Genomic DNA, 23,113 nt, shown 5'->3' with positions numbered 1-23,113 from the left:
ATGACTGGTGTCGGGATCCCCGTGTGCGAGATGCGCACGGCCCCGGGGCGCGCGAGGTCGGCCGCGCGCCCCTGGAGGCGACTACTTCGCCTCGGAGTCGCCCTCGGACTTCTTCGGCTCTTCGTCCGACTTGGCCTCGGCGGCCGGGGTGTCTTCGGTCGGCTCCTCGGGCGCGTCCTTCTTGTCGAGGTCGACGGACTTGTCGTCGGAGGCGGCAGCTTCGTCGGCGGAGTCGTCGGTCTCGGTGAGGGAGGAGGCGTCGTCCGGGACCAGGTCGGAGTCGGACTTCAGGTCGTGCTCGATGCCGTGCACGATGCGGTTGTACTCGTCGTCGCTGAGCACGGAACCGATGGCGTTCTTCGCGAAGAGGAGCTCGACGCCCGGGCCGGCGTCCAGGAGGACCGTGTCCTCGTTGACCTCCTTGACCGTCGCGTACATGCCCCCGATCGTGCGGACGCCGCTGCCGGGCTGCAGCTCATTGCGCATCTGGGCGGCCTGCTGCTGCTTGCGCTTGGCCGAGCGGGTCATGAGGAACATGGCCCCGATGAGCACGATGAACGGGAGGAGCATGGTGATATTCACGGGACGGAATTTCCTTCGCACGACCGCGATGGAGAGCGGCCTCATGGATGGGGGTATGTATACCGCCGACAAAGGCGGCATCGGCGGAGTCTAAGCGAGTCTCCGCGCAGGGAACAACGCTCAGCATGGCACCTGGGTTCCTGACCCGGCCAATGCCCGCGCCGTCACAAAGGCATCACGTCCCGAACAGGTCCTGTTGTCCGTTTCCGGCAGTGGCGGAGCGGGGCGGAGTGAGGCCGAGATGCGCCCATGCGGCAGGCGTGGCGACCCGGCCGCGCGGGGTGCGGGCGAGCAGGCCCTCCCGGACCAGGAAGGGCTCGGCGACTTCCTCGACGGTTTCGCGCTCCTCCCCGACCGCGACCGCGAGCGTGGACAGGCCGACGGGGCCGCCGCCGAACAGCTTGAGCAGTGCCTGAAGGACGCCGCGGTCGAGGCGGTCCAGGCCGCGGGCGTCGACCTCGTAGACCTTCAGCGCGGCTCCCGCGATGTCCCGCGTGATGATTCCGTCGGCCTTGACCTGGGCGTAGTCCCGCACCCGGCGCAGCAGGCGGTTGGCGATACGGGGTGTGCCGCGGGAGCGGCCGGCGATCTCGGCGGCGCCCTCGGCCTGGATCTCGACGTCGAGCAGGTTCGCCGAGCGGTGGATGACGCGCTCCAGTTCGGCGGGCTCGTAGAACTCCATGTGTGCGGTGAAGCCGAAGCGGTCGCGCAGCGGGGGCGGCAGCAGTCCCGCGCGCGTGGTGGCGCCGACCAGCGTGAACGGGGGCAGTTCGAGCGGGATGGCGGTGGCGCCGGGGCCCTTGCCGACGATGACGTCGACGCGGAAGTCCTCCATCGCCATGTACAGCATCTCCTCGGCGGGCCGGGACATGCGGTGGATCTCGTCGAGGAAGAGGACCTCGCCCTCCTGGAGGGAGGAGAGGATCGCGGCGAGATCGCCTGCGTGCTGGATGGCGGGGCCGGAGGTGATGCGGATCGGGGCGCCCATCTCGGCCGCGATGATCATCGACAGGGTGGTCTTGCCGAGGCCCGGGGCGCCGGAGAGCAACACGTGGTCGGCGGTGGCGCCACGCGCGCGTGCGGCGCGCAGGACCAGGTCGAGTTGCTCACGGACCTTCTCCTGGCCGATGAACTCGTCCAGGTCCTTGGGGCGCAGGGCCGCCTCGACGGCCTGGTCCTCACGGTCGGCGACAGAGCCCACCAGCCGCTCGGGGCCGGGGGCGTCGGTCGGGTCGTCCCAGTTCACTGAGATCTCTCCTCACTGGGGTGGCGCAGGTGGGTCAGCGGGCACGGTTGAGGGTCTGCAGGGCCGCCTTCAGCAGCTGACCGACCTGGGGCGTGCCCCCGGCCGCCTCGGCCTGCGGTGCTACGGCGGACACGGCCTCGTCGGCCTCTCGGGTGGCGTACCCGAGGCCGATGAGGGCGGCGTGCAGCTGATCGCGCCAGCCCTGGGTGACCGGGGCGCCGACCACCGGGGCTCCGATCGGCTCGCCGAGCCGGTCCTTGAGCTCCAGCAGCAGCTTCTGGGCGCCCTTCTTGCCGATGCCCGGGACGGCGATGAGGGCCTTCTCGTCGCTCGTGGACACCGCCCGGCGCAGGGCGTCCGGCGTGTGCACGGCCAGCATCGCCTGCGCCAGCCGCGGGCCGACTCCGCTGGCCGTCTGCAGCAGTTCGAACACCTGGCGCTCGTCGTCGTCCACGAAGCCGTAGAGCGTCAGCGAGTCCTCCCGTACGACCAGGGAGGTGGCGAGCTTGGCCGGCTGGCCGAGACGGAGCGTGGAGAGCGTGTTCGGCGTGCACTGCACGGCCATGCCGACACCGCCGACCTCGACCACGGCGGCGTCGGGGGCGAGTGCGGCGACCGTGCCGCTCACGAAGGCGATCATGCCGTACGGCCTTTCGTTGCGTTGGCTGCGTGCAGGGCGACCGCCTGCTGGAGTCGGTTCTGGGCGGGGGCGCGCCAGATGTGGCAGATGGCGAGCGCGAGGGCGTCGGCCGCGTCGGCCGGTTTCGGGGGTGCGTCGAGCCGGAGCAGACGCGTCACCATGGCGCCGACCTGAGCCTTCTCCGCTCGCCCGCTGCCGGTGACGGCGGCCTTGACCTCGCTGGGGGTGTGCAGGGCGACGGGGAGGCCGCGGCGGGCGGCGCACAGCATGGCGACGGCGCTGGCCTGGGCGGTGCCCATCACGGTCCGTACGTTGTGCTGGCTGAACACCCGCTCCACGGCGACGACTTCGGGCCGGTGTTCGTCCAGCCACTGCTCGATGCCCTGCTCGATGGCGACGAGGCGCTGCCCCAACTCGGCGTCCACGGGCGTACGTACGACACCGACGCCCACCATGGTGAGCGGCCGGCCCGCGACCCCCTCGACCACGCCGACGCCGCATCGCGTGAGCCCAGGGTCCACCCCCAACACCCGCACGCGCCCCTCCCCTCAGTGATCTTCGACTTCCACGCCAGGCTAGCCGCTGCCACCGACAACGGCGGCGGGCCGGTGGGACGTGTTGTCCCACCGGCCCGCCGAAACCGCTTCGTTCGCGGCAGCGTTACGCGTCGACCTTCTCCATGACCTCGTCGCTGACGTCGAAGTTGGCGAAGACGTTCTGCACGTCGTCGCTGTCCTCGAGCGCGTCGATCAGCTTGAAGATCTTCTTGGCGCCCTCCTCGTCCAGTTCGACCTGGACGGACGGCACGAAGCTGGAGTCGGCGGAGTCGTAGTCGATCCCGGCGTCCTGGAGGGCGGTGCGGACCGCGACCAGATCGGTGGCCTCGCTGATGACCTCGAAGGACTCACCGAGGTCGTTGACCTCCTCGGCGCCCGCATCCAGGACGGCACCCAGGACGTCGTCCTCGGTCAGCTCGCCCTTGGGGACGATGATGACGCCCTTGCGGCTGAACATGTACGACACGGAGCCCGGGTCGGCCATGTTGCCGCCGTTGCGGGTCATGGCGACGCGGACGTCGGAGGCGGCGCGGTTGCGGTTGTCGGTGAGGCACTCGATGAGCACCGCGACGCCGTTCGGGCCGTAGCCCTCGTACATGATCGTCTCGTAGTCGGCGCCACCGGCCTCGAGACCGCCGCCGCGCTTGATCGCGGAGTCGATGTTCTTGTTCGGCACCGACTGCTTCTTGGCCTTCTGCACGGCGTCGTACAGCGTCGGGTTGCCTTCGAGGTCGACACCGCCCATACGCGCAGCGACCTCGATGTTCTTGATCAGCTTCGCGAAGAGCTTGCCGCGCTTGGCGTCGATCACGGCCTTCTTGTGCTTCGTCGTGGCCCATTTAGAGTGGCCGGACATCTGCCTGTCTCCTTCGCGTAACCCATCTATGAACGAACGCCAGAGATCCTACAAGGACTCCGGCGTTACTCCGCTGTCCGGTTCGCGCGCACCATGTCGACGAACAGGGAGTGCACGCGGTGGTCGCCGGTCAGTTCCGGGTGGAACGACGTGGCGAGCGCGTTGCCCTGGCGGACCGCGACGATGTGGCCGTCGTGGTCGGCGAGCACCTCGGTCTCGGCGCCGACGGACTCCACCCAGGGGGCGCGGATGAAGACGCCCTCTACAGGATCGCCCTCGACGCCCCGGACGTCGACCGCCGCTTCGAAGGACTCGTTCTGCCGTCCGAAGGCGTTGCGGCGCACGATCATGTCGATGCCGCCGATGGTCTCCTGGCCCGAGCGCGGGTCGAGGATCTTGTCGGCGAGCATGATCATGCCCGCGCAGGTGCCGTAGACGGGCATTCCGTCACGCACGCGCGCGCGTAGCGGGTCCATCACGCCGAAGAGTACGGCCAGCTTGGAGATGGTGGTGGACTCGCCGCCGGGGATGACGAGGCCGTCCACCTCGGCGAGCTCCTCGGGGCGCCGCACCGGCCTGGCCACGGCGTCGGCCGCGGCCAGGGCGATGAGGTGCTCCCGTACGTCGCCCTGGAGAGCCAGGACACCTATGACGGGGGTGTTCATGTGATCCAGTGCCTTACCAGCCGCGGTTGGCGTAGCGCTCGGCCTCGGGGAGGGTGTCGCAGTTGATGCCGACCATGGCCTCGCCGAGGTTGCGGGACGCGTCCGCGATGATCTTCGGGTCGTCGTAGAAGGTGGTCGCCTTGACGATGGCGGCGGCGCGCTTGGCCGGGTCGCCGGACTTGAAGATGCCGGAGCCGACGAAGACGCCCTCGGCGCCGAGCTGGCGCATCAGGGCCGCGTCGGCCGGGGTGGCCACACCGCCGGCGGAGAACAGCACCACGGGGAGCTTGCCGAGCTCGGCGACCTCCTTGACCAGCTCGTACGGGGCGCGCAGGTCCTTGGCGGCGGCGTACAGCTCGTTGTTGTCGAAGCCGCGCAGCTTGGCGATCTCGTTCTTGATCTGGCGCAGGTGGCGGACGGCCTCGACGACGTTGCCGGTGCCGGCCTCGCCCTTGGAGCGGATCATGGCCGCGCCCTCGGCGATACGGCGCAGGGCCTCGCCCAGGTTGGTGGCACCGCAGACGAAGGGGGTGGTGAACGCCCACTTGTCGGAGTGGTTGACCTCGTCGGCCGGGGTGAGGACCTCGGACTCGTCGATGTAGTCGACGCCGAGGGACTGCAGCACCTGGGCCTCGACGAAGTGGCCGATGCGGGACTTGGCCATGACCGGGATGGAGACGGCCTCGATGATGCCCTCGATCATGTCGGGGTCGGACATCCGGGCCACGCCGCCGTCCTTGCGGATGTCGGCCGGGACCCGCTCCAGGGCCATGACGGCGACGGCGCCCGCGTCCTCGGCGATCTTCGCCTGCTCCGGCGTGACGACGTCCATGATCACGCCACCCTTGAGCTGCTCGGCCATTCCGCGCTTCACGCGCGCGGTGCCGGTCTCGGGGGCCTGGTTTTCGGAGAGCGTGCTGGACACGGGTTGACCTCACTGAAGTGAAAGAGGGCTTCTGCAAGCACCGAGGAAACGTGAGTGGGCCAGTCCACAGCAAGGGCCAATGAGAAGCCGGTGGATCCTTTTCTCCTCCGGCGCCTCCTCGACCGGCGTCAGTCGGAGTTCTCCCACACGAGGACCCCCGGCCCGTCCGGCGTCAGAACCGGCACCCACGCCTCGTCCGCCTCGGCCAGTCGCGACTCGTCCAGCACCAAGGGCGCGGGATACAGGTCGTCCCGGTTCGAGGAGCCGTAGACATGCAGGGCGACCGCGCCCCGCAGTCGCTCCAGCAGAGCCGGAGGCCAGGTCAGGCCCTGGGCGCCCGCCCCCTGCAGCTCGCCCGCGAAGATGTCCTTCAGCTCCTCGTCGAGGCCTCTTCCCGGCACCGGGAGCAGCTAGCCCTCCAGCTCGTACGGTACGCAGCCGTGGCCGCCGCCCTGGATCTCGTAGACCACCCCGGTCGGCGCTGCCACGATGACGAAGGCCGTCCCGTTGTCGTTGCCCTCGAGGTCGAGGAAGAGGCGGCGCTTCCCGTCATCCATGGCCGGCGGTCCCCTAGGCCGCGCGGTCGGCCAGTGCCGCCGGTGGCTCGTCGTCCATCTCGAAGGCCATCGGGAAGGGGGCGTGGCCGGCCAGGCGGAACCAGCGGACCTTGCGGTGTTCGCGCAGCCGGCGGGCCGCGCCCACGGCGTCGTTGTGGAAGCGGCGGGCCATCGGGACCCGGCGTACGGCCTCGGTGAGCTCGTGGGCGGCCGCTTCCCCGCCGGGTGCCTCGCGGACCGCCTCCACCTGGGCTGCCTCCGCGAAGACGGCCCGCAGTGCCTGGCTCAACTCGCTCTCGGCGACCTCCCGTTGCTCCTCCTCGGCCTGCCGGGCGGCGTGCGCCGCCTCGTACAGGACGATCGACGCCGCCGGGTCGAGGACTCCGGAGGTGGCGAGTTCCTGGGCCACGGAGGCCCTGCGCAGCAGCTGTGCGTCGAGCGCGGCCCGTGCGGCGTCGATGCGGGCGTGCAGCCGGTCCAGACGGCCCGCCGTCCAGCTCAGGTACAGGCCGATCGCCAGGAGGGCGACGAGGATCCAGATGAGGGTTGCGGTCACGGGCGGCAAGGTTACGCGCCGCTGGTTCGCCGGATGACGTGCGGGGCGTTGGCGTCACCGGGTCAGGGGCTGCCGCCCCCGAACCCCCGCTTCGGCCCTGAACGGGCCTCGTCCTCAAACGCCGGACGGGCTGAGAATTCCTGACCGGCGTTCGAAGGAAACCCTCAGTCCCGTGCCAGACCCAACCGCGACCGAAGGCCCGGTCCCCGCTCGTCCTCCGAGGCCGCCACCGCAGCGGCTCCCGCCGTCACCGTCTCGTACACCGACAGGATGTCCGCTCCCACGGTCGACCAGTCGAAGCGTCGTACGTGGGCGCTCCCCCGCTCCCGCAGCTCGGCCCGGCGTTCCGGGTCCGCCAGCAGCCGCAGGGCCGCCTCGGCCAGTGCGTCGGAGTCCTCGTTGGCGAACAGCTCGCCCGCCGCGCCCTGGTCCAGGACCTGGGCGAAGGCGTCCAGGTCGGAGGCGAGCACGGGGGCGCCCGCGGACATGGCCTCGACGAGGATGATGCCGAAGCTCTCGCCCCCGGTGTTCGGCGCCACGTACAGGTCGACGCTGCGCAGGAAACGGGCCTTGTCCTCGTCGCTGACCATGCCGAGGAACTGCACGCGCGGGCGCAGTTCGGCGGGCAGCGACTCCACCGCCTCCTCCTCGTCCCCGCGCCCGGCGACCAGCAGCCGGGTCTGCGGGCGCTCGGCGAGGATCCTGGGCAGCGCCTTCATGAGCACTGGCAGACCCTTGCGGGGCTCGTCGATGCGGCCGATGAAGCCGATGGTGTCGCCCTGCCACTGGGCCTTGGGCTTGGCCCGGGCGAAGAAGTCGACGTCGACGCCGTTCGGGATGACGACCGCGTCGCCGCCGAGGTGTTCGACGAGCGTGCGGCGGGCGTACTCGCTCACCGCGATCCGGGCGCTGATCTTCTCCAGGGCCGCCTGGAGGATCGAATAGGCGGCGATCATGGCCCGCGAGCGCGGGTTGGAGGTGTGGAAGGTGGCCACTATCGGGCCGGACGCCGCCCAGCAGGTCAGCAGGCCCAGCGACGGCGAGGTCGGCTCGTGGATGTGGACGACGTCGAACTCGCCGTCGTGCAGCCAGCGCCGGACGCGGGCGGCGCTCAGGAAGCCGAAGTTCAGCCGGGCCACCGAGCCGTTGTACGGCACCGGGACCGCGCGGCCGGCCGAGACGACGTACGGCGGCAGGGGCGTGTCGTCGTCGGCGGGAGCCAGCACCGAGACCTCGTGGCCCAGGCGGATGAAGTAGTCGGCGAGGTCGCGGATGTGGAACTGGACGCCGCCCGGCACGTCCCAGGAGTACGGGCAGACGATGCCGATCCTCACGACGTGCCCTTCTCGGGAGCCGGGGGTTTCTTCGCAGGATCGAGGTCCTTGAGCCACAAGCGCTGCAGCATGTGCCAGTCCTCCGGATGGTCGGCGATCCCGGTGGCGAAGGCATCGGCCAGCGCCTGTGTCATGACAGACGTCTTTTCGGCCCTGCTACCTGTCTCGGGTACCTCGACCGGCGGATGCACACGCCCCTGCATCACCGGCGAGTCGTCGTACCAGAGGGTGACCGGCAGGAGCAGAGCGCCGGTCTGCTGGGCGAGGAGGGCGGGGCCCGCCGGCATCCGGGTGGCCTCGCCGAAGAACTCGACCTCGACGCCCGAGGACGACAGGTCGCGCTCGGCGACCAGGCAGACCAGGCCGCCGTCGCGCAGCCGCCGGGCGAGCGTGCCGAAGGCGGTGCCGCCGCTGTGCGGCAGGACCTCCATGCCGAGACCCTCACGGTAGGCGACGAAGCGGTCGTAGAGGGTCTCGGGCTTGAGGCGCTCGGCGACCGTCGTGAACGGCGTCTCGAGCTTGGTGGTGACCCAGGCGCCGGCGAGGTCCCAGTTGGCCATGTGCGGGAGCGCGAGGATGACGCCCTGGTCGGAGGCGATCCCGTCGGTCAGGTAGTGCACGTCCTTGGGGTCGAAGCCGCCCTTTATGCGCTCGGCGCTCCAGGCGGGCAGCCGGAAGGACTCCATCCAGTAGCGCAGGTACGAGCGCATGCCCGCGCGTGAGAGCTCGGCGAGGCGCTCGGGGCTCGCGTCGGGCACCACGCGCGCGTAGTTGCTCTCCAGGCGCTGCACGCCCTTGCCGCGCTGCTTCCAGGCGAGGTCGGCGATGGAGCGGCCGAGTCGCACGGCGACCGGCTCCGGGAGCTTCTTGACGGTGCCCCAGCCAAGGCCGTACAGCGCGTCCGTCAGCTGATCTCGGGGGCTCACTTCGCCGCCTCGCTCCCCTGGGAGGCGTTCTCCGGGGCGGCCGCCGCGGCCTCCGCCTCCGCCGACTCGCGACGGACGGTGACCACCCGCTGGATCAGCGTGACCAGGCTGCCGACGGCGACGATCCACAGCGCGACCGGCAGCAGGTACTGAATGCCCGGCACACCGAACTTGTGCAGTCCCGCGAACCCGGCCGCGACCAGCGAGATGACCAGGCGTTCGGCGCGCTCGACGAGACCGTTGACGGCGACCGGCAGGCCGATCGATTCGCCACGGGCCTTGGTGTAGGACACCACCTGGCCGCTGGCCAGGCAGAAGATCGAGACGGCGCACAGGACGTTGTCGTTGCCGCTCCCCGCGTACCAGAGGGCGAATCCGCCGAAGATCGCGCCGTCGGCGACCCGGTCGAGCGTGGAGTCCAGGAAAGCGCCCCAGCGGCTGGCGCGGCCCAGCTGGCGGGCCATGTTGCCGTCGACGAGGTCGGAGAACACGAAAAGCGTGATCACGACCGTGCCCCAGAAGAACTCGCCCCGGGGGTAGAAGACCAGCGCGCCCGCGATCACCCCGGCGGTGCCGAGGAGCGTGACCGTGTCGGGGCTGACGCCCCGGCGGATGAGAAACGCGGCGAACGGCGTGAGGACACGCGTGAAGAATGCACGCGCGTACTTGTTCAGCATGGCCTTCCCGACGGTCGGTGTGGCCGCGGCCCCTGCTGGCCTCCGGCTGGCCCATCGTAGCCACGCGCGCGCGTGTGCGACTGCCGGGCACCCGGACGGCTGCGGGGAGATCCCGTGGACGGCCCGGGCGGCGCGATCACGTCCGTCGTATGGACGCGCCGTGACGGGAGTGGAAAGCTCGAAGGACCGCGGGCGTCATCGGAGCCGCCACCGCACGCGGCCCGGCATGCCCGCGCCCACAGTGACCTCACCGTGCACGGGAGGCAAGGCCATGGGCGACAAGGCAAGCGCACACCCCGGAGCCGCCGGCAGGGCTACAGCGGCCGACCACCCCGCGTCCGTACGGAATGTGGTGCTGGTCGGCCACAGCGGATCGGGCAAGACGACACTGGTGGAAGCTCTCGCACTCACCGCGGGAGCAGTGAACCGGGCGGGCCGTGTGGAGGACGGCGGCACCGTCTCCGACTACGACGAGATCGAGCACCGGCAGCAACGCTCGGTGCAGCTCTCCCTGGTGCCGGTCGAATGGGACGGCATCAAGGTCAATCTTCTCGACACCCCCGGATACGCCGACTTCGTCGGGGAGTTGCGGGCCGGTCTGCGAGCGGCGGACGCGGCCCTTTTCGTCGTCTCGGCCTCCGACGGCGTGGACGGCTCGACCCGCATGGTGTGGGAGGAGTGCGCGGCCGTCGGCATGCCGCGGGCGATCGTGATCACCCACCTGGAGGCCGCCCGGGCGGACTTCGAGGGGATGACGCGGATCTGCGCGGAGGCCTTCGGCGGCGACGACCCCGACGCCGTGCTCCCGCTCTATCTGCCGCAGCACGGCCCGCAGGGTCCGGACGGGCACGCGCCCGTGACGGGGCTGACCGGGCTGCTGTCGCAGAAGGTCTTCGACTACTCGTCCGGCGAGCGCAAGGAGTCGGAGCCGGGCGAGGACCAGCTGCCACAGATCGAGGAGGCCCGCAACCGGCTCATCGAGGGGATCATCTCGGAGAGCGAGGACGAGACCCTCATGGACCGCTATCTGGGCGGCGAGCAGATCGACTTCAAGACGCTCGTCGAGGACCTGGAGCGGGCCGTCGCACGCGGGGTCTTCTTCCCGGTCCTGGCCGCCGCCCCCGCGGCCGAGGGCGCCCGGCAGGGCCTCGGCACCGTCGAGCTGCTCGAGCTGGTCACGGGCGGCTTCCCGACGCCGTTCGAGCACCCCACGCCCGGGGTCACCACGATCGACGGCAAGCCGCGCGAGGTGAAGGCCTGCGACACGGACGGCCCGCTGGTCGCCGAGGTCGTGCGGACGGCCTCCGACCCCTACGTCGGCCGGGTCTCCCTGGTCCGCGTCTTCTCCGGCACGCTGCGCCCCGACGAGACGGTGCACGTGTCCGGGCACGGGCTCGCGGACCGCGGGCACGAGGACCACGACGTCGACGAGCGCATCGGGGCGCTGTCCACCCCCTTCGGCAAGCAGCAGCGCACCGTGACGCACGCCATCGCGGGCGACCTGGTGTGTGTCGCGAAGCTGAACCGGGCGGAAACCGGCGACACCCTCTCGGCCAAGGACGACCCGCTGCTCATGGAGCCGTGGCAGATGCCCGACCCGCTGCTGCCGCTCGCCATCCAGGCGCACAGCAAGGCGGACGAGGACAAGCTCTCCCAGGGTCTTTCCCGGCTCGTCGCCGAGGATCCGACCATGCGGCTGGAACAGAACCAGGACACCCACCAGGTGGTGCTGTGGTGTCTGGGCGAGGCGCACGCGGACGTCGCGCTGGAACGGCTGCGCAGCCGCTACGGCGTCCAGGTCGACGTGATCCCGCACAAGGTCTCCCTGCGGGAGACGTTCGCGAGCAAGTCGGCGGGGCGCGGCCGCCATGTGAAGCAGTCCGGCGGGCACGGTCAGTACGCGATCTGCGAGATCGAGGTGGAGCCGCTGCCGGGCGGTTCGGGCATCGAGTTCGTGGACAAGGTCGTCGGCGGCGCGGTGCCGCGGCAGTTCATCCCGTCGGTCGAGAAGGGCATAAGGGCCCAGGCCGCCAAGGGAGTTGCCGCGGGCTACCCGCTCATCGACGTCCGGGTGACCCTGCTGGACGGCAAGGCGCACTCCGTGGACTCCTCGGACGCGGCCTTCCAGACGGCCGGAGCGCTGGCGCTGCGGGAGGCGGCGGCCGACGTGAAGATCCATCTGCTGGAACCGGTGGCCGAGGTGACCGTCCTGGTGGGCGACGAGTACGTGGGCGCCGTGATGAGCGACCTGTCCGGACGGCGCGGCCGGGTGCTCGGCACGGAACAGACCACAGGAAACCGCACACTCGTGCGGGCCGAGGTGCCCGAGATCGAGATCGGACGGTACGCCGTGGACCTGCGCTCCCTCTCGCACGGCACCGCGCGCTTCAACCGCACCTACGCACGGCACGAGCCGATGCCTCCGCAGATCGCCGAAAGGATCCGTGAAGAGGCGCGCGACGCCTCGTAGTTGGCGCCGGGCGCTTCCAAGTCGCTTTTGTGGAACGCTCCCCTCCGTCGGCGGGCGGCTTCGGCCGTCCGCCGACGAATGTCAGTGCCTGCGGATACGCTGATGACCTGATCAAGCTGTCGGGCGAACACCGCGACAACCTGATCAACAGGTGTGCGGAGCAAGGAAGTCGGGAAAGCCGCAGAAGCGACGTCGGCGGCGATCGGGGGCGGGAATGACCGTTGAGAGCGGCTACGGGGACATCTTCGGCCCCCAGGTGCCCCGTACGGGCAACGAGGGGCAGACGGCGACGTTCGCGCTGGCCTCCGCGGCCTACCGGGACAACCCGGTCGCGGACATCAAGAAGGCGGACAACGAGTGGCATCAGACCACCGTCAAACCCGGCCTGAAGTGGGCGCGGATATTCCGGCCCAACCTGGGTGAGGCCTTCTCGCGGGCGGTGGTGGACCGCATGGTGGGGTCCGGCCGCAAGCCCCTCATCCAGTCCTTCGGCGCCGAGCCGCCGGTCGTCGTCGAGCACTGCCTGGCGGCGAACAACATCCGCAAGGACCGCGACAATCTGCTGACCATCGTGATGGTGCTGTGCGGCCTGCTGTTCCTGCCCGGCCTCCTGGTCTGGCTGCTGGTCTTCTCGATCCGCACCACCGTCGCCAAGCGCGACGACAAGCGGGCCGGCGCGCTGGCCACCACTCTGCTGGTGGCGGTGGGCGCCCTCGCCGTGATCTTCCTGATCCGCATGCCGTTCACGGGCTTCTGGGCCTGGTATGCGCGCGCCTCGGTGATCATGCCCGTCATCGGCTGGTTCTGGGCCAAGCAGATCTGCGAGCGCACGGCGAAGGACCTGCGCGAGCGCTGGGACAGCCTGCTGGCCGGCAGCAGCATCGGGGCCAAGGTGCCCGAGGCGGTACCGACCAGCCCGGGCGAGACCAAGGCGGACGCGCTGCGCCAGTCGCTGGCCAAGCTGAGCGCCGAGCAGCAGTCCAACTCCGTGTTCTACGCCGGTCCGAAGGGCATCCTCGGGATGGGCACCCGCTGGGGCAGCTGGCAGCTCGCCGAGGACCTGGTTCCGGCCGACCCCACCCGGGAGATCCACCCCTTCCGCAGCTGGGACGTCATCCGCTCGATCCACGACCAACTGCGCATGCTGGAGCGGAACACGCTGAACACCGGCGGCTTCCCGACCCCCTCCGTGCGGCACTGGATCGTCACGCCGATCGGCGAGGGCGCGAAGGAGGTGTCCCGGCCCGAGGGCACGGACGTGGACGCGTACCAGGTCAAGTCCCACGCGATACAGGACATCTGCAACAAGCAGCAGTTCGGCGCCGGCGACCGGCACTACCTGGGCGTGCAGTGGACGCTGTGGGACGGGCAGCTGGTCATCACGATGATGATCACGGTGACGGTGCTGCACGAGACGCTGCGCATCGAGGTCACCGGGCATGCGCTCGGTCCCGTGAACTCCCTGTTCACCAGCAAGCCCGAGGCGCCGACGAAGGAGGTCCAGAAGTCGTTCAAGCCGTGGGAGACCCGGAAGGTTGCCCTCCCTCTGGTCAACACCGACGAGGTCGTACGACTGGCCGTCCGCGCCCCGCTCTCCTGGTACCCGCCCCTGCTGAACTGGCTGGGCGGCACGATAGCCCTGCCCGAGCCCTTCGGCCTGCGGCACGCCTGGGCCGACCAGCCCTGGCGCCACCGCTTCATGGCCGACGACGCGCTGCGTGCGGCCACACCGGTGCTGCGGGTGGTGCACGCGGCGGCGATACGGGTGCTGGAGGAGAACGGCGTGGACACGGAGAAGTTCGGTACGAGGTCGGCGTTCCTGAGCACGCAGATCCAGGACCCCACGCCCAAGAAAGCGGACGTGTACGACGCATAGGGCCTACGCCGAGGGCCAGGCCTCCGCCAGCATCTTCCGGGTGTCCGCCAGCAGCTGCGGCAGTACCCTTGTGTGGCCGACGACCGGCATGAAGTTCGTGTCGCCGCCCCAGCGGGGGACGATGTGCTGGTGGAGGTGGGCCGCGATGCCGGCGCCCGCGACCGTGCCCTGGTTCATGCCGATGTTGAAGCCGTGGGCGCCCGAGGCCGTGCGCAGGGCCGTCATGGCCTGCTTGGTGAGCGCGGCGAGCTCGACGGTCTCGGCGTCCGTGAGGTCCGTGTAGTCGGCGACATGGCGGTAGGGGACGACCATGAGGTGGCCGCCGTTGTACGGGTACAGGTTGAGCACGGCGTAGACCTGCTCACCGCGCCGGACGATCAGCCCGTCCTCGTCGGACTTGGCCGGGATGGAGCAGAAGGGGCAGCCGTCGTCGGCACCGGGGCCGGTCGGCTTGTTCTCGCCCTGGATGTACGCCATCCGGTGGGGCGTCCACAGGCGCTGGAACGCGTCCTGGACCCCTACTCCCAACTGCTGCTCCGGCTCACTCGTCATGCCATGCAGCATATGGCGTCGCCCGTTCGCAGCGTGTCGGCGGGGTTGCGCGAAAAGCCCGCCGGGCCAAGCTGGGCCGGTGGACGATGACACTCGCGCAGATCGCTGGGAGCAGCGGACCGAGCTTCCGCTCGCCGTCGCGTCGCTGGCCTTCCTCGCCTCGTACGCGATCCGTGTCCTGGCACCCGGTCTGACAGACCCCGTGCAGGACCTGGCTCTCGTGGTGCTGCTGGTCTCCTGGGCATTGTTCGCCTTCAACTACGCGGTGCTCTGGCGACTGAGCGGGCAGGGGCACAGGTTCGTCCGGAAGCACTTGTTGGACACGGCCGTGCTGATCCTGCCGCTGCTGCGACCCCTTCGGATCGTCAAGGTCTACGAGGCCATGCAGCGACGGCACGGAAAGCCCCGGCTCGCGCTGCACGCGCGCGTGATCGCGTACTCCGGGCTGGCGACGGTGCTGCTCGGCTTCGCCGGTGCCCTCGCCGTCTACCAGCAGGAACGCGGCGCGAAGGGCACGTCGATGCGGACGTTCGGCGACGCCGTCTGGTGGACCTGCGAAACCCTCACCACCGTCGGCTACGGCGACATCACCCCGGTGACACCGCTGGGCCGGCTGATCGCGGTCGGGATGATGGCGATCGGTCTGGCCCTGCTGGGTGCGGTGACCGGCACCTTCGCCTCGTGGCTGCTGCAGGTCTTCGCCAGGGAGGACGACGAAAGGCCCCCGGGGATCTGACTCCCCAGGGGCCCACGACATGCCGGTTCAGACCTGCGTCCGCTCCTCCACGACCTTCGCGATCTTCGCGATGGCCTCGTCGAACGGGATGCCGTTCTCCTGCGAGCCGTCGCGGTAGCGGAAGGAGACGGAACCGGCCGACATGTCCTCGTCGCCCGCGATGACCATGAAGGGCACCTTCTGCTTCTGGGCGTTGCGGATCTTCTTCTGCATACGGTCGGAGGAGGAGTCCACCTCGACCCGCAGGCCCTGCTTCTTGGCGGCCGCGGCGAACTTCTCCAGGTACTCCACGTGCCCGTCGCCGATCGGGATGCCGACCGCCTGGACCGGGGCCAGCCAGGCCGGGAAGGCGCCCGCGTAATGCTCCAGGAGCACCGCGAAGAACCGCTCGATGGAGCCGAACAGCGCGCGGTGGATCATGACCGGGCGCTGCTTGGAGCCGTCCGGACCCGTGTACTCCAGGTCGAAGCGCTCCGGCAGGTTGAAGTCGAGCTGGATCGTCGACATCTGCCAGGTCCGGCCGATGGCGTCCTTGGTCTGGACGGAGATCTTCGGCCCGTAGAAGGCCGCGCCCCCCGGGTCGGGAACCAGGGGCAGGCCCTGCTTCTCGGCGACCTGGCGGAGGGTCTCGGTGGCCTCCTCCCAGACCTCGTCGGAGCCGACGAACTTCTCCGGGTCCTTGGTGGACAGCTCCAGGTAGAAGTCGGTCAGGCCATAGTCGCGCAGCAGACCGAGGACGAAGGTGAGCGTCTTGTCGAGCTCCTCCGACATCTGCTCACGGGTGCAGTAGATGTGCGCGTCGTCCTGGGTGAAGCCGCGGGCACGGGTCAGGCCGTGCACGACGCCCGACTTCTCGTACCGGTACACGGTCCCGAACTCGAAGAGGCGCAGCGGCAGTTCACGGTAGGAGCGGCCGCGCGCATCGAAGATCAGGTTGTGCATCGGGCAGTTCATGGGCTTCAGGTAGTAGTCCACACCCTCGTCGAGCTGCATGGGCGGGTACATGCCCTCGGCGTACCAGTCCAGGTGCCCGGACGTCTCGAAGAGCTTCCCCTTGGTCGCGTGCGGGGTGTAGACGAACTCGTAGCCCTCCTCCTCGTGCCGGCGGCGCGAGTAGTCCTCCATCACCCGGCGGATGATGCCGCCCTTGGGGTGGAAGACCGCGAGACCGGAGCCGATCTGCTCGGGGATCGAGAACAGGTCCAGCTCGGAGCCCAGCTTGCGGTGGTCGCGCTTCTCGGCCTCGGCGAGGAAGTCGAGGTAGCCCTTGAGCTCGTCCTTGGTCGGCCACGCCGTCCCGTAGATGCGCTGGAGCATGGGGTTCTTCTCGCTGCCGCGCCAGTAGGCGGCCGCGTTGCGCATCAGCTTGAACGCCGGGATGTTCCGGGTGGACGGCAGGTGGGGACCGCGGCAGAGGTCCTTCCAGCACAGCTCGCCGGTCTTGGCATCGAGATTGTCGTAGATCGTCAGCTCACCGGCGCCGACCTCGACGTCCGCGCCGTCGTCGCTGGACGCCGAGCCCTTGAGGCCGATCAGCTCCAGCTTGTACGGCTCGTCCGCCAGCTCCTCGCGGGCCGCCTCGTCGGTCACCACACGGCGGGAGAACTTCTGCCCCCGCTTCTGGATCTCCTGCATCTTCTTCTCGATGGCCTTGAGATCCTCGGGCGTGAACGGCTTCTCGACGTCGAAGTCGTAGTAGAAGCCGTCCTTGACCGGCGGGCCGATGCCCAGCTTGGCCTCGGGGAACAGCTCCTGCACGGCCTGCGCCATGACGTGCGCGGTGGAGTGGCGCAAGATGTTGAGGCCGTCCTCGGAGGAGATCTCCACCGGCTCCACGACCTCGCCCTCGGCGGGCGCGTAGGCGAGGTCCTTGAGCTCGCCGCCCACGCGCGCAGCGACGATCGAGCGCTCGCCGGCGAAGAGCTCGGCGGCCGTAGTGCCCGTCGTCACCACGCGCTCTTCCCGCTCGGAATCGCGTTGGATGATCACACGGACGTCTGACACCGGTCTCTCCTGACTGAAGGTGGAGTGCGGCGCCATACCAGGAGCGCGCGCAATAGGGGATCGTACCGACCCCGACCCTCCGACCGCGAAACGGTTGCCCTTTGTGCAGGCACGCCCGCGCTCAGTCGTCGTCCTCCCCGCTGCACGCCTCTTCGAAGAAGTCGAGGTTCTCCTGCAGGGACTTCATGAGCCGGTCCCGCTCCGCCTCGTCCACCTGCACCGGTGCGACGCCCGAGGCTCCCGTCAGCCGCCGGAAGCCGCCGCGGCTCTCCAGCCGCCCGTGCAGCCGCACGGGCAGCCCTACGAGGTGGGCGTGCCCGGCGATGCGGTAGTCCTCCTCGTCCAGCGTGATCCGGACGTGCGGGACCTCGGCTCCGGCGATCACGCGCAGCCGTACGCTGCCCTCCCCGCGCGGCCCCGACCTGCGCATCCGCACCACCGTGCCGGTGATCCGGACGGGCACGGACGGCTCCTCGCGCAGATAGCGGGCCCCGGCCTCACGCAGCACGGGCAGGTCGCCCGGTGAGAACTCCACCGGCTCGTCACCCGCCCCGCAGTCCTCGGGCACCCCGGCGGCCGGTGCCCACTCGACGGCGATCCTGGCGCCCTCGGTGCCCCGCACCAGGGCGATCAGCGCCTCGGTGAGCTCACGGCTCACGCCTGCCTCGACGGCGCCGTCGAAGGCGTCCATGCCACCGGTTGCGCGCTGGTAGTCGATGGCCTCGCGGGCGGCGTACAAGGCCTGGTGGAGGCGCACGGCGAGTGGCCGCCCCGAGCCGACGGGCACGAACGCGGTCAGCCGGCTGCCGCCGGCCGCGGATCCGACGAGGACGCTCTCCAGCAGCGCGGCGGCGGCACGGCGGTGCCGGGCGCCGTAATAGCCCGCACGCGCGCGCGTGGCGAGCGCTCCGGCGAGCAGCATCTGGCGGGCGGAGGCACGCAACTGTTCCTCGACCACCCAGGGCGCGGAGCCGGCGGGACCGCTCGGCACATCCCGCCACCAGCGGATCTCGTCGCTGGGCACGGCGAGCCCGACCAGCACCTCGCGGGCGGAGGGCGTGCCGCTGCGGGTCAGCGCGACGAGCGCCTCACCGAGCAGGTCGTCACTGTCGGGGAAGGCACGGCTCTCCGGCACGAGCAGGCTTGTCCCCCCGCCGCCGGGGCCGGGCGGGGTCCAGCGGCCGTACCGGCCGGCGGCTCCGCCGCGCCGCTCCCAGCCGTGCCGGAGCAGCAGCGCGCTGAGCACGGCGGGGTCGACCTCGTCGGGCTCGGGGGGACGGTGCCAGGAGACCTCGACCGGGTGCGGCCTGACGGGCCGCAGCGGCTCCTCCAGCGGGCGGTGCGTCATGGTCTGCCTCCGGCCCCGACCCGCGTCATGATCTCGCACAGCGCTCGGTCGTCGAAGATGCGTGAGGTCGGTATCCGCACGGTGGTGCGGGTCCGCCCGGTGACCGGCTGGCCGGCCAGGTTGACCCAGTAGCAGCAGTGCCGCAGGTCGAGACGGTCATGGCTGGCGCGCAGCCAGTCCTCCTGGGATCTCGGGACGAGCATCACGACCAGGATCTTGTGCACCGAGACGGGCGTGCGCGCGAGCTTGCGCAGATGGTCGTTGTCGAGCGTGAAGGAGAAGAAGCGCCCCGGCGGGTTCGGCGGGACCTGGTACGTGCACTTCAGCTGCACCTTGATGGTCACCTCGTCGTCGACGGTGTGCCCGGGCGAGCCGTGACTGACGTGCCAGTCGATGCCGTTGTCCGGAAACGGCTGCGACAGCGAGCAGCCGGCCGCCGCGGCGACCGCGTGCAGATAACCCACCTGCAGTGTCTCCATGCAGGCGGTGGTGGCGAGTGTGCCGCGAAGGGGGCCCGTACGTTCGGGCAGCAGCCCGCCCCGCTCGGGCTGCGCTATCGCCATGACCAACAGCCTTCCACGCCAAGAGTTTCCCCGCTGCGGGCCGCTGAACTGCAAAGACCCGTACTCCTGTTGTGTCCTTCCGGCGTACGGCGCAAACAGCCCGGGTATCACCAAACAGGCAGAAGACGGGACGTCAGCTGCCCTGGGTGAACGAGGAGTTGTGTTGGCATGACGACCTGGTACGAGGGGCCCCTGGCCGCCTTCGACACGGAGACCACGGGCGTGGACGTCGAGACCGACCGGATCGTGTCGGCCGCCGTTGTCGTCCAGGACACCCCGGGCAGTCGGCCCCGGGTGACCCGTTGGCTGGTCAACCCGGGTGTGCCGGTGCCGGAGGCGGCGACGGCGGTGCACGGGCTGACGGACGAACACCTGGCGCTCAACGGCCGCTGGCCGGCGCCCGTGATGTACGAGATAGCCGAGGAACTGGCGGAGCAGGCGGCGATGGCCCGTCCGCTCGTGGTGATGAACGCGCCGTTCGATCTGACGCTTCTGGACCGCGAGTTGCGCCGCCATCGCGCCTCGTCGCTGGACCGCTGGTTCGAGGCCTCGACGCTGCGGGTGCTCGACCCACGGGTCCTCGACAAGCACCTGGACCGCTACCGCAAGGGCCGTCGCACCCTGACCGACCTGTGCGCCCACTACGGCGTCACGCTGGAGGGTGCGCACGACGCGGCGGCGGACGCACTGGCCGCACTGGACGTCGTACGGGCCCTCGGGCGTCGCTTCGCCGCCCGGCTGGAGCGTCTGTCCCCCGCCGAGCTGCACACCCTGCAGACCACGTGGCACGCGGCCCAGGCGCGCGGTCTGCAGGCGTGGTTCGCGAAGAGCGGCACGGAGGAGATCGTGAACCCGGCGTGGCCGCTGCGGCCGGATCTTCCGGCGGCGGCATGAGGGGCGGTGGCATGAAGAAGGCCGGTCCGCTGCTGCGGACCGGCCTTTCCCGGTGGGCGATACTGGGTTCGAACCAGTGACCTCTTCGGTGTGAACGAAGCGCTCTCCCACTGAGCTAATCGCCCGGGAACGCACTGAACCATACAGGTCTTCGCGGGTTTCCTTCAAACCGCTTCCAGGTACGCGACCAGGCCTCGCCGCCCGGCCCGCATCATCAGCCGGTGGTTGGCGCGGAACACCGGCCTGCCCGGTACGGCGAACCGCCTCAGCAGAGGCTTGTGCACGACGACGGCCTGCTCGAAGCGGGCGAGGGTGCCTGCGCCCCCGGCCGTGATCGTCCAGCGCGCCCAGCCCTCGATGTCGCCGGACATGGCGATCTCCAGGACGCCCGCGACGGGGTCGTGCCGCGTCTGGCGGGCGGTGAAGTGCAGGTCGTACGGGAGGACGGAGCGGATCCGGATGACGCCGGTGGTGTCGTCGAGCCGGGTCACCTCCCGCACCTGGGGCCACCAGCGGGGGTACTCCTCGGCCCGCTCCAGCACCCCGTACACGGTGGCGGGCAAGGCGGGCACGGCCCAGAGGCTGCGGAAGCGGTAGTGCGTCCAGTCCATGGCGGGAGTCTGCCCCGTACCCAGGGCGTTCGCCCTCGCATCCGAGCCGCGGTGGCGGGATCTGAGTATGTGGCTGAGTACCTGCACTCATGCCGTACGACGTGACGGGGACCACACTCCGAGGCATGACGCATGTTCCGCCCCCGGCCGAGGAGTTGCGACTCCTCGACGCCGAGCTCTGGCAACTGGACGCCCGCCGGGCCCAGTTGCTCCATCGCCGCGCCTGGCTGGTCGCCGCGCTCCAGGCAGCACGCCCGGTGCACCCGGCACCGCAGGCGCCCGTCGAGGCCTCTCGCCCGGAGGCCACCGCGCCCGGCGTGCAGAACCTTCTGCTGCTGCTCGGCGGGGTCCTGCTCACCGTCGCCGCGATGGTGTTCACGCTGGTCAGCTGGGGGCATCTGGGGATCGCGGGGCGGGCCCTGGTGCTCGGCGCGGTCACGGTGACCGCGCTCGGTGCGCCGTTTCTCCTGCTGCGGCGCGGGCTGCGTTCGACGGCCGAGTCGGTGGCCGGCCTGGGGCTGGCGCTGACGGTGCTGGACGCGTATGCGTTGCAGCAGGTCGCCTTCATGGGGACGGACGGCGCGGGGTACACGGCCTTCGCTTCCGCGCTGCTGGCGGGGCTCTGGGCGGCGTACGGCCTGCTGCCGCGTGCGGCGGAGCTGCGGCTGCCGCTGCCCGCCGCGCTGGCCGCGGCCCAGCTCCCGCTGTTCTTCTGGGCGGTCTCGGCCACCGCGGGGTCGTCCGGGATCGCGGCCGCGCTGCTCCTGACGGCCGGGTTCGACACAGGTGTGGCGCTCCGGGTGAACGCCAGGTCCGTACGCCTCCTCGCCGCCGTCGGCGCGTACGGCACGGGCGCCCTGGGTGCACTGACGGCCGGTTGGCTCTCGTGGGAGGCAGCCGGCCCGGGCGCCGCCGCCCGTGCGGCGGCGCTCCTCACCCTTGCGGCGGTGATCGCGCTGGGCGCCGCCTGGCGGCTGCCGAAGCCGGCCGTGGCGACGGCCAACGCCGTGCCGGGCGGTCTGCTGCTGGTCGCTGCGGTCGGTGGCGTGCTGCGGGGGACGCTGCCCGAGGGCTGGACGGTGCCGGGGTATCTGGCCTGCGGCATCGCGCTGCTCGCGGTCCTGCGGGTGCGGCTGCCCGAGCCGGTGCGGCGGGGGTTCGTCCAGGCCTCCGCCGCGGTGCAGGCGGTCGCCGTCGTCTGTGCGCTGCCACTGGTCATGGTCGCACTGCTGGGCCCGCTGGGCTGGGCGGAGCGCTGGTGGACCGGTGCGCCCTCGGACGCCCGTGCCGCGGCGGCAGTCCACATGCCGTGGCCGCCGTATCCCGGTCAGCTGCTCCTCGGCCCGGTGGTCGTCGCGGCCGTACTGGCGCTGCTGGTCCGCAGCGAGACCCGACGGACCCAGGCACTGACCGGCGCGACGCTCCTCGCCTGGGCGACCGCCATGACGCTGCCTGCGGTACTCCAACTCCCCTACTCCGCCACCCTGTTGCTGCAGGGTGCGGCGACCGGAGCGGCCCTCTCGGCGGCGGCCTTCCGGCTCCTGCCCGCGACCGGCACCACGCTCGCCCTGGGCGGGTCGGTCTCCCTGGTCTTCCTCTCGCTGGCCTCCCAGACGGCCACCCTCACCGTGCTGTCCGCCCTGACGGCGCTGTTCGCCGCTGCCTCGCTGCGGCCGCACCTCGCGCCCGTCACCGCACCGGCCGCGCTCGTGTACGCCACCGCGCTGGCGGGCGCGACGGGTCTGGCGGCCGACTGGCGGCCGCAGCACACGGCGCTGCTGGTCCTGGTGGTCCCGGCGGCCGCGGCCCTGCTCGCCGCACGCCTCGGCGAGAGCCACGCGCGCGTGCCGGTCGAAGTGACCGGAGCCGCCGCCGGACTGCTGGCCGTCGGCCTCGCGATCACCGCTCCGTCGATGCTCGCCCTGGTGCTGGCCCTGTGCGGAGTGATCGCGGCGGGCACGGCGGTACGCCCCGACCGCCGCACCGTCGGATACGCGGCCGCCGCCCTGTTCCTGCTGGCCAGTTGGGTCCGCCTGGCCGCCTGGGACATCGGCACCGTCGAGGCGTACACGCTCCCGGTCACCGTCCCGGCGCTGTGTGTCGGCGCCTGGCGCAGGTCCCGCGATCCGCAGGCGTCCTCGTGGACGGCGTACGGCGCCGGACTCGCCGCCACCCTGCTGCCGAGCCTCGCCGCGGCCTGGCACGACCCGCACTGGACGCGCCCGCTGCTGCTCGGCGCGGCGGCCCTCCTGACCACCCTGCTGGGCGCCCGCCACCGCCTCCAGGCACCCCTCGTCCTCGGCGCCTCGGTACTGGTCCTGGACGCCCTGCACGAACTGGCCCCGTACCTGGTACAGATGACGGGCGCCCTCCCCCGCTGGGTACCTTTCGCACTCGCGGGCCTGCTCCTGCTGGCGCTGGGGGCCACCTACGAACGCCGCCTCAGGGATGTCCGCCGAGTCCGGGACATCTTGACCACCATGCACTGAAGCGCCCCCAAAGGGGCGGGGGGAACTGCGCGACAAGCCGCATACGGCC

23 protein-coding genes and 1 tRNA gene are annotated in these 23,113 nt (G+C 70.8%); 5 read left to right on the top strand and 19 right to left on the bottom strand.

Annotated elements, in window-relative coordinates:
* Positions 1-81: 81 nt before the first annotated feature.
* The 13 genes from yajC to pgsA all read right to left on the bottom strand — a co-directional run bounded on the left by yajC (position 82) and on the right by pgsA (position 9,521).
* A complete protein-coding gene (gene yajC / locus ACWDAG_RS22945) occupies positions 82-570 on the bottom strand; it encodes a preprotein translocase subunit YajC (protein ID WP_450697444.1) in 489 nt (162 codons plus the stop codon).
* A 187-nt stretch (positions 571-757) separates the two neighbouring features.
* Positions 758-1,828 carry a Holliday junction branch migration DNA helicase RuvB gene (ruvB, locus tag ACWDAG_RS22940; RefSeq protein ID WP_450697406.1) on the bottom strand — a complete coding sequence of 357 codons (1,071 nt, stop codon included), beginning with the start codon at positions 1,826-1,828 and terminating at the stop codon, positions 758-760.
* 34 nt (positions 1,829-1,862) lie between these two features.
* Positions 1,863-2,468, bottom strand: coding sequence for a Holliday junction branch migration protein RuvA (gene ruvA, locus ACWDAG_RS22935; protein ID WP_450697405.1), 606 nt, complete (start codon positions 2,466-2,468; stop codon positions 1,863-1,865).
* On the bottom strand, positions 2,465-3,004 hold the full coding sequence (gene ruvC / locus ACWDAG_RS22930; protein ID WP_099927474.1) for a crossover junction endodeoxyribonuclease RuvC: 540 nt from the start codon (positions 3,002-3,004) through the stop codon (positions 2,465-2,467). The genes ruvA and ruvC overlap by 4 nt, the downstream gene beginning before the upstream one ends.
* Before the next feature lie 124 nt (positions 3,005-3,128).
* Complete coding sequence (locus tag ACWDAG_RS22925; RefSeq protein WP_344405749.1) at positions 3,129-3,881, bottom strand: YebC/PmpR family DNA-binding transcriptional regulator; 753 nt, start codon at positions 3,879-3,881, stop codon at positions 3,129-3,131.
* Positions 3,882-3,946: 65 nt separating this feature from the next.
* Positions 3,947-4,546, bottom strand: a complete 600-nt coding sequence (pdxT, locus tag ACWDAG_RS22920; protein ID WP_450697404.1) for a pyridoxal 5'-phosphate synthase glutaminase subunit PdxT — start codon at positions 4,544-4,546, stop codon at positions 3,947-3,949.
* A 13-nt stretch (positions 4,547-4,559) separates the two neighbouring features.
* Positions 4,560-5,471, bottom strand: a complete 912-nt coding sequence (pdxS, locus tag ACWDAG_RS22915; protein ID WP_123963898.1) for a pyridoxal 5'-phosphate synthase lyase subunit PdxS — start codon at positions 5,469-5,471, stop codon at positions 4,560-4,562.
* A gap of 128 nt (positions 5,472-5,599) precedes the next feature.
* On the bottom strand, positions 5,600-5,872 hold the full coding sequence (locus ACWDAG_RS22910; protein WP_450697403.1) for a DUF6210 family protein: 273 nt from the start codon (positions 5,870-5,872) through the stop codon (positions 5,600-5,602).
* Between the two features lie 9 nt (positions 5,873-5,881).
* The gene (locus ACWDAG_RS22905; RefSeq protein WP_450697402.1) at positions 5,882-6,028 is read right to left on the bottom strand and encodes a hypothetical protein; all 147 of its coding nucleotides are present in this window, start codon (positions 6,026-6,028) and stop codon (positions 5,882-5,884) included.
* Between the two features lie 13 nt (positions 6,029-6,041).
* On the bottom strand, positions 6,042-6,584 hold the full coding sequence (locus ACWDAG_RS22900; RefSeq protein ID WP_450697401.1) for a hypothetical protein: 543 nt from the start codon (positions 6,582-6,584) through the stop codon (positions 6,042-6,044).
* Between the two features lie 164 nt (positions 6,585-6,748).
* Positions 6,749-7,918 (bottom strand): glycosyltransferase family 4 protein, encoded by a 1,170-nt coding sequence (locus ACWDAG_RS22895; RefSeq protein WP_450697400.1) that lies wholly within the window; start codon positions 7,916-7,918, stop codon positions 6,749-6,751.
* A complete protein-coding gene (locus ACWDAG_RS22890; protein WP_450697399.1) occupies positions 7,915-8,844 on the bottom strand; it encodes a phosphatidylinositol mannoside acyltransferase in 930 nt (309 codons plus the stop codon). The genes ACWDAG_RS22895 and ACWDAG_RS22890 overlap by 4 nt, the downstream gene beginning before the upstream one ends.
* Positions 8,841-9,521, bottom strand: a complete 681-nt coding sequence (gene pgsA / locus ACWDAG_RS22885) for a phosphatidylinositol phosphate synthase (RefSeq protein WP_450697398.1) — start codon at positions 9,519-9,521, stop codon at positions 8,841-8,843. The genes ACWDAG_RS22890 and pgsA overlap by 4 nt, the downstream gene beginning before the upstream one ends.
* A gap of 271 nt (positions 9,522-9,792) precedes the next feature.
* Between pgsA and ACWDAG_RS22880 the strand changes: the two genes are divergently transcribed.
* Entirely contained in the window at positions 9,793-11,991 is a 2,199-nt protein-coding gene (locus ACWDAG_RS22880; protein ID WP_450697397.1) for an elongation factor G-like protein EF-G2, read from the top strand.
* Positions 11,992-12,205: 214 nt separating this feature from the next.
* A complete protein-coding gene (locus ACWDAG_RS22875) occupies positions 12,206-13,867 on the top strand; it encodes a hypothetical protein (protein ID WP_450697396.1) in 1,662 nt (553 codons plus the stop codon).
* A 3-nt stretch (positions 13,868-13,870) separates the two neighbouring features.
* On the opposite strand, the gene ACWDAG_RS22870 is transcribed toward ACWDAG_RS22875, so the two are convergent.
* A complete protein-coding gene (locus ACWDAG_RS22870; RefSeq protein ID WP_450697395.1) occupies positions 13,871-14,431 on the bottom strand; it encodes an HIT family protein in 561 nt (186 codons plus the stop codon).
* A gap of 67 nt (positions 14,432-14,498) precedes the next feature.
* Between ACWDAG_RS22870 and ACWDAG_RS22865 the strand changes: the two genes are divergently transcribed.
* The gene (locus ACWDAG_RS22865) at positions 14,499-15,155 is read left to right on the top strand and encodes a potassium channel family protein (protein WP_450697394.1); all 657 of its coding nucleotides are present in this window, start codon (positions 14,499-14,501) and stop codon (positions 15,153-15,155) included.
* 27 nt (positions 15,156-15,182) lie between these two features.
* On the opposite strand, the gene thrS is transcribed toward ACWDAG_RS22865, so the two are convergent.
* The 3 genes from thrS to ACWDAG_RS22850 form a co-directional block, all read right to left on the bottom strand.
* On the bottom strand, positions 15,183-17,159 hold the full coding sequence (gene thrS, locus ACWDAG_RS22860) for a threonine--tRNA ligase (RefSeq protein WP_450697393.1): 1,977 nt from the start codon (positions 17,157-17,159) through the stop codon (positions 15,183-15,185).
* Positions 17,160-17,280: 121 nt separating this feature from the next.
* Positions 17,281-18,507, bottom strand: coding sequence for a hypothetical protein (locus ACWDAG_RS22855; RefSeq protein ID WP_450697392.1), 1,227 nt, complete (start codon positions 18,505-18,507; stop codon positions 17,281-17,283).
* Positions 18,504-19,070 carry a DUF4365 domain-containing protein gene (locus tag ACWDAG_RS22850; RefSeq protein ID WP_450697391.1) on the bottom strand — a complete coding sequence of 189 codons (567 nt, stop codon included), beginning with the start codon at positions 19,068-19,070 and terminating at the stop codon, positions 18,504-18,506. Before ACWDAG_RS22850 ends, ACWDAG_RS22855 begins: the two co-directional genes overlap by 4 nt.
* 168 nt (positions 19,071-19,238) lie before the next feature.
* Between ACWDAG_RS22850 and ACWDAG_RS22845 the strand changes: the two genes are divergently transcribed.
* The gene (locus tag ACWDAG_RS22845; protein WP_450697390.1) at positions 19,239-19,964 is read left to right on the top strand and encodes an exonuclease domain-containing protein; all 726 of its coding nucleotides are present in this window, start codon (positions 19,239-19,241) and stop codon (positions 19,962-19,964) included.
* Positions 19,965-20,017: 53 nt separating this feature from the next.
* On the opposite strand, the gene ACWDAG_RS22840 is transcribed toward ACWDAG_RS22845, so the two are convergent.
* Both ACWDAG_RS22840 and ACWDAG_RS22835 read right to left on the bottom strand, forming a co-directional pair.
* Positions 20,018-20,089: transfer RNA gene (locus tag ACWDAG_RS22840), tRNA-Val, on the bottom strand.
* Between the two features lie 39 nt (positions 20,090-20,128).
* The gene (locus tag ACWDAG_RS22835; protein ID WP_450697389.1) at positions 20,129-20,575 is read right to left on the bottom strand and encodes an SRPBCC family protein; all 447 of its coding nucleotides are present in this window, start codon (positions 20,573-20,575) and stop codon (positions 20,129-20,131) included.
* An 89-nt stretch (positions 20,576-20,664) separates the two neighbouring features.
* Between ACWDAG_RS22835 and ACWDAG_RS22830 the strand changes: the two genes are divergently transcribed.
* Positions 20,665-23,064 carry an SCO7613 C-terminal domain-containing membrane protein gene (locus ACWDAG_RS22830; RefSeq protein WP_450697388.1) on the top strand — a complete coding sequence of 800 codons (2,400 nt, stop codon included), beginning with the start codon at positions 20,665-20,667 and terminating at the stop codon, positions 23,062-23,064.
* The last annotated feature ends 49 nt before the right edge of the window (positions 23,065-23,113 follow it).

It is taken from the genome of Streptomyces sp. NPDC001157 (assembly GCF_053598255.1).
The sequence above is the reverse complement of the archived record's forward strand: the minus strand, read 5'-3'. Positions and strand labels throughout refer to the sequence as shown.

Excerpts from the sequence above, each read along its gene's own strand:
- yajC (WP_450697444.1), bottom strand. The coding sequence starts at position 570 with ATGCTCCTCCCGTTCATCGTGCTCATCGGGGCCATGTTCCTCATGACC.
- ruvA (WP_450697405.1), bottom strand. The coding sequence starts at position 2,468 with ATGATCGCCTTCGTGAGCGGCACGGTCGCCGCACTCGCCCCCGACGCC.
- ACWDAG_RS22925 (WP_344405749.1), bottom strand. The coding sequence starts at position 3,881 with ATGTCCGGCCACTCTAAATGGGCCACGACGAAGCACAAGAAGGCCGTG.
- pdxT (WP_450697404.1), bottom strand. The coding sequence starts at position 4,546 with ATGAACACCCCCGTCATAGGTGTCCTGGCTCTCCAGGGCGACGTACGG.
- ACWDAG_RS22905 (WP_450697402.1), bottom strand. The coding sequence starts at position 6,028 with ATGGATGACGGGAAGCGCCGCCTCTTCCTCGACCTCGAGGGCAACGAC.
- pgsA (WP_450697398.1), bottom strand. The coding sequence starts at position 9,521 with ATGCTGAACAAGTACGCGCGTGCATTCTTCACGCGTGTCCTCACGCCG.
- ACWDAG_RS22880 (WP_450697397.1), top strand. The coding sequence starts at position 9,793 with ATGGGCGACAAGGCAAGCGCACACCCCGGAGCCGCCGGCAGGGCTACA.
- ACWDAG_RS22875 (WP_450697396.1), top strand. The coding sequence starts at position 12,206 with ATGACCGTTGAGAGCGGCTACGGGGACATCTTCGGCCCCCAGGTGCCC.
- ACWDAG_RS22870 (WP_450697395.1), bottom strand. The coding sequence starts at position 14,431 with ATGCTGCATGGCATGACGAGTGAGCCGGAGCAGCAGTTGGGAGTAGGG.
- ACWDAG_RS22855 (WP_450697392.1), bottom strand. The coding sequence starts at position 18,507 with ATGACGCACCGCCCGCTGGAGGAGCCGCTGCGGCCCGTCAGGCCGCAC.
- ACWDAG_RS22850 (WP_450697391.1), bottom strand. The coding sequence starts at position 19,070 with ATGGCGATAGCGCAGCCCGAGCGGGGCGGGCTGCTGCCCGAACGTACG.
- ACWDAG_RS22845 (WP_450697390.1), top strand. The coding sequence starts at position 19,239 with ATGACGACCTGGTACGAGGGGCCCCTGGCCGCCTTCGACACGGAGACC.
- ACWDAG_RS22835 (WP_450697389.1), bottom strand. The coding sequence starts at position 20,575 with ATGGACTGGACGCACTACCGCTTCCGCAGCCTCTGGGCCGTGCCCGCC.
- ACWDAG_RS22830 (WP_450697388.1), top strand. The coding sequence starts at position 20,665 with ATGCCGTACGACGTGACGGGGACCACACTCCGAGGCATGACGCATGTT.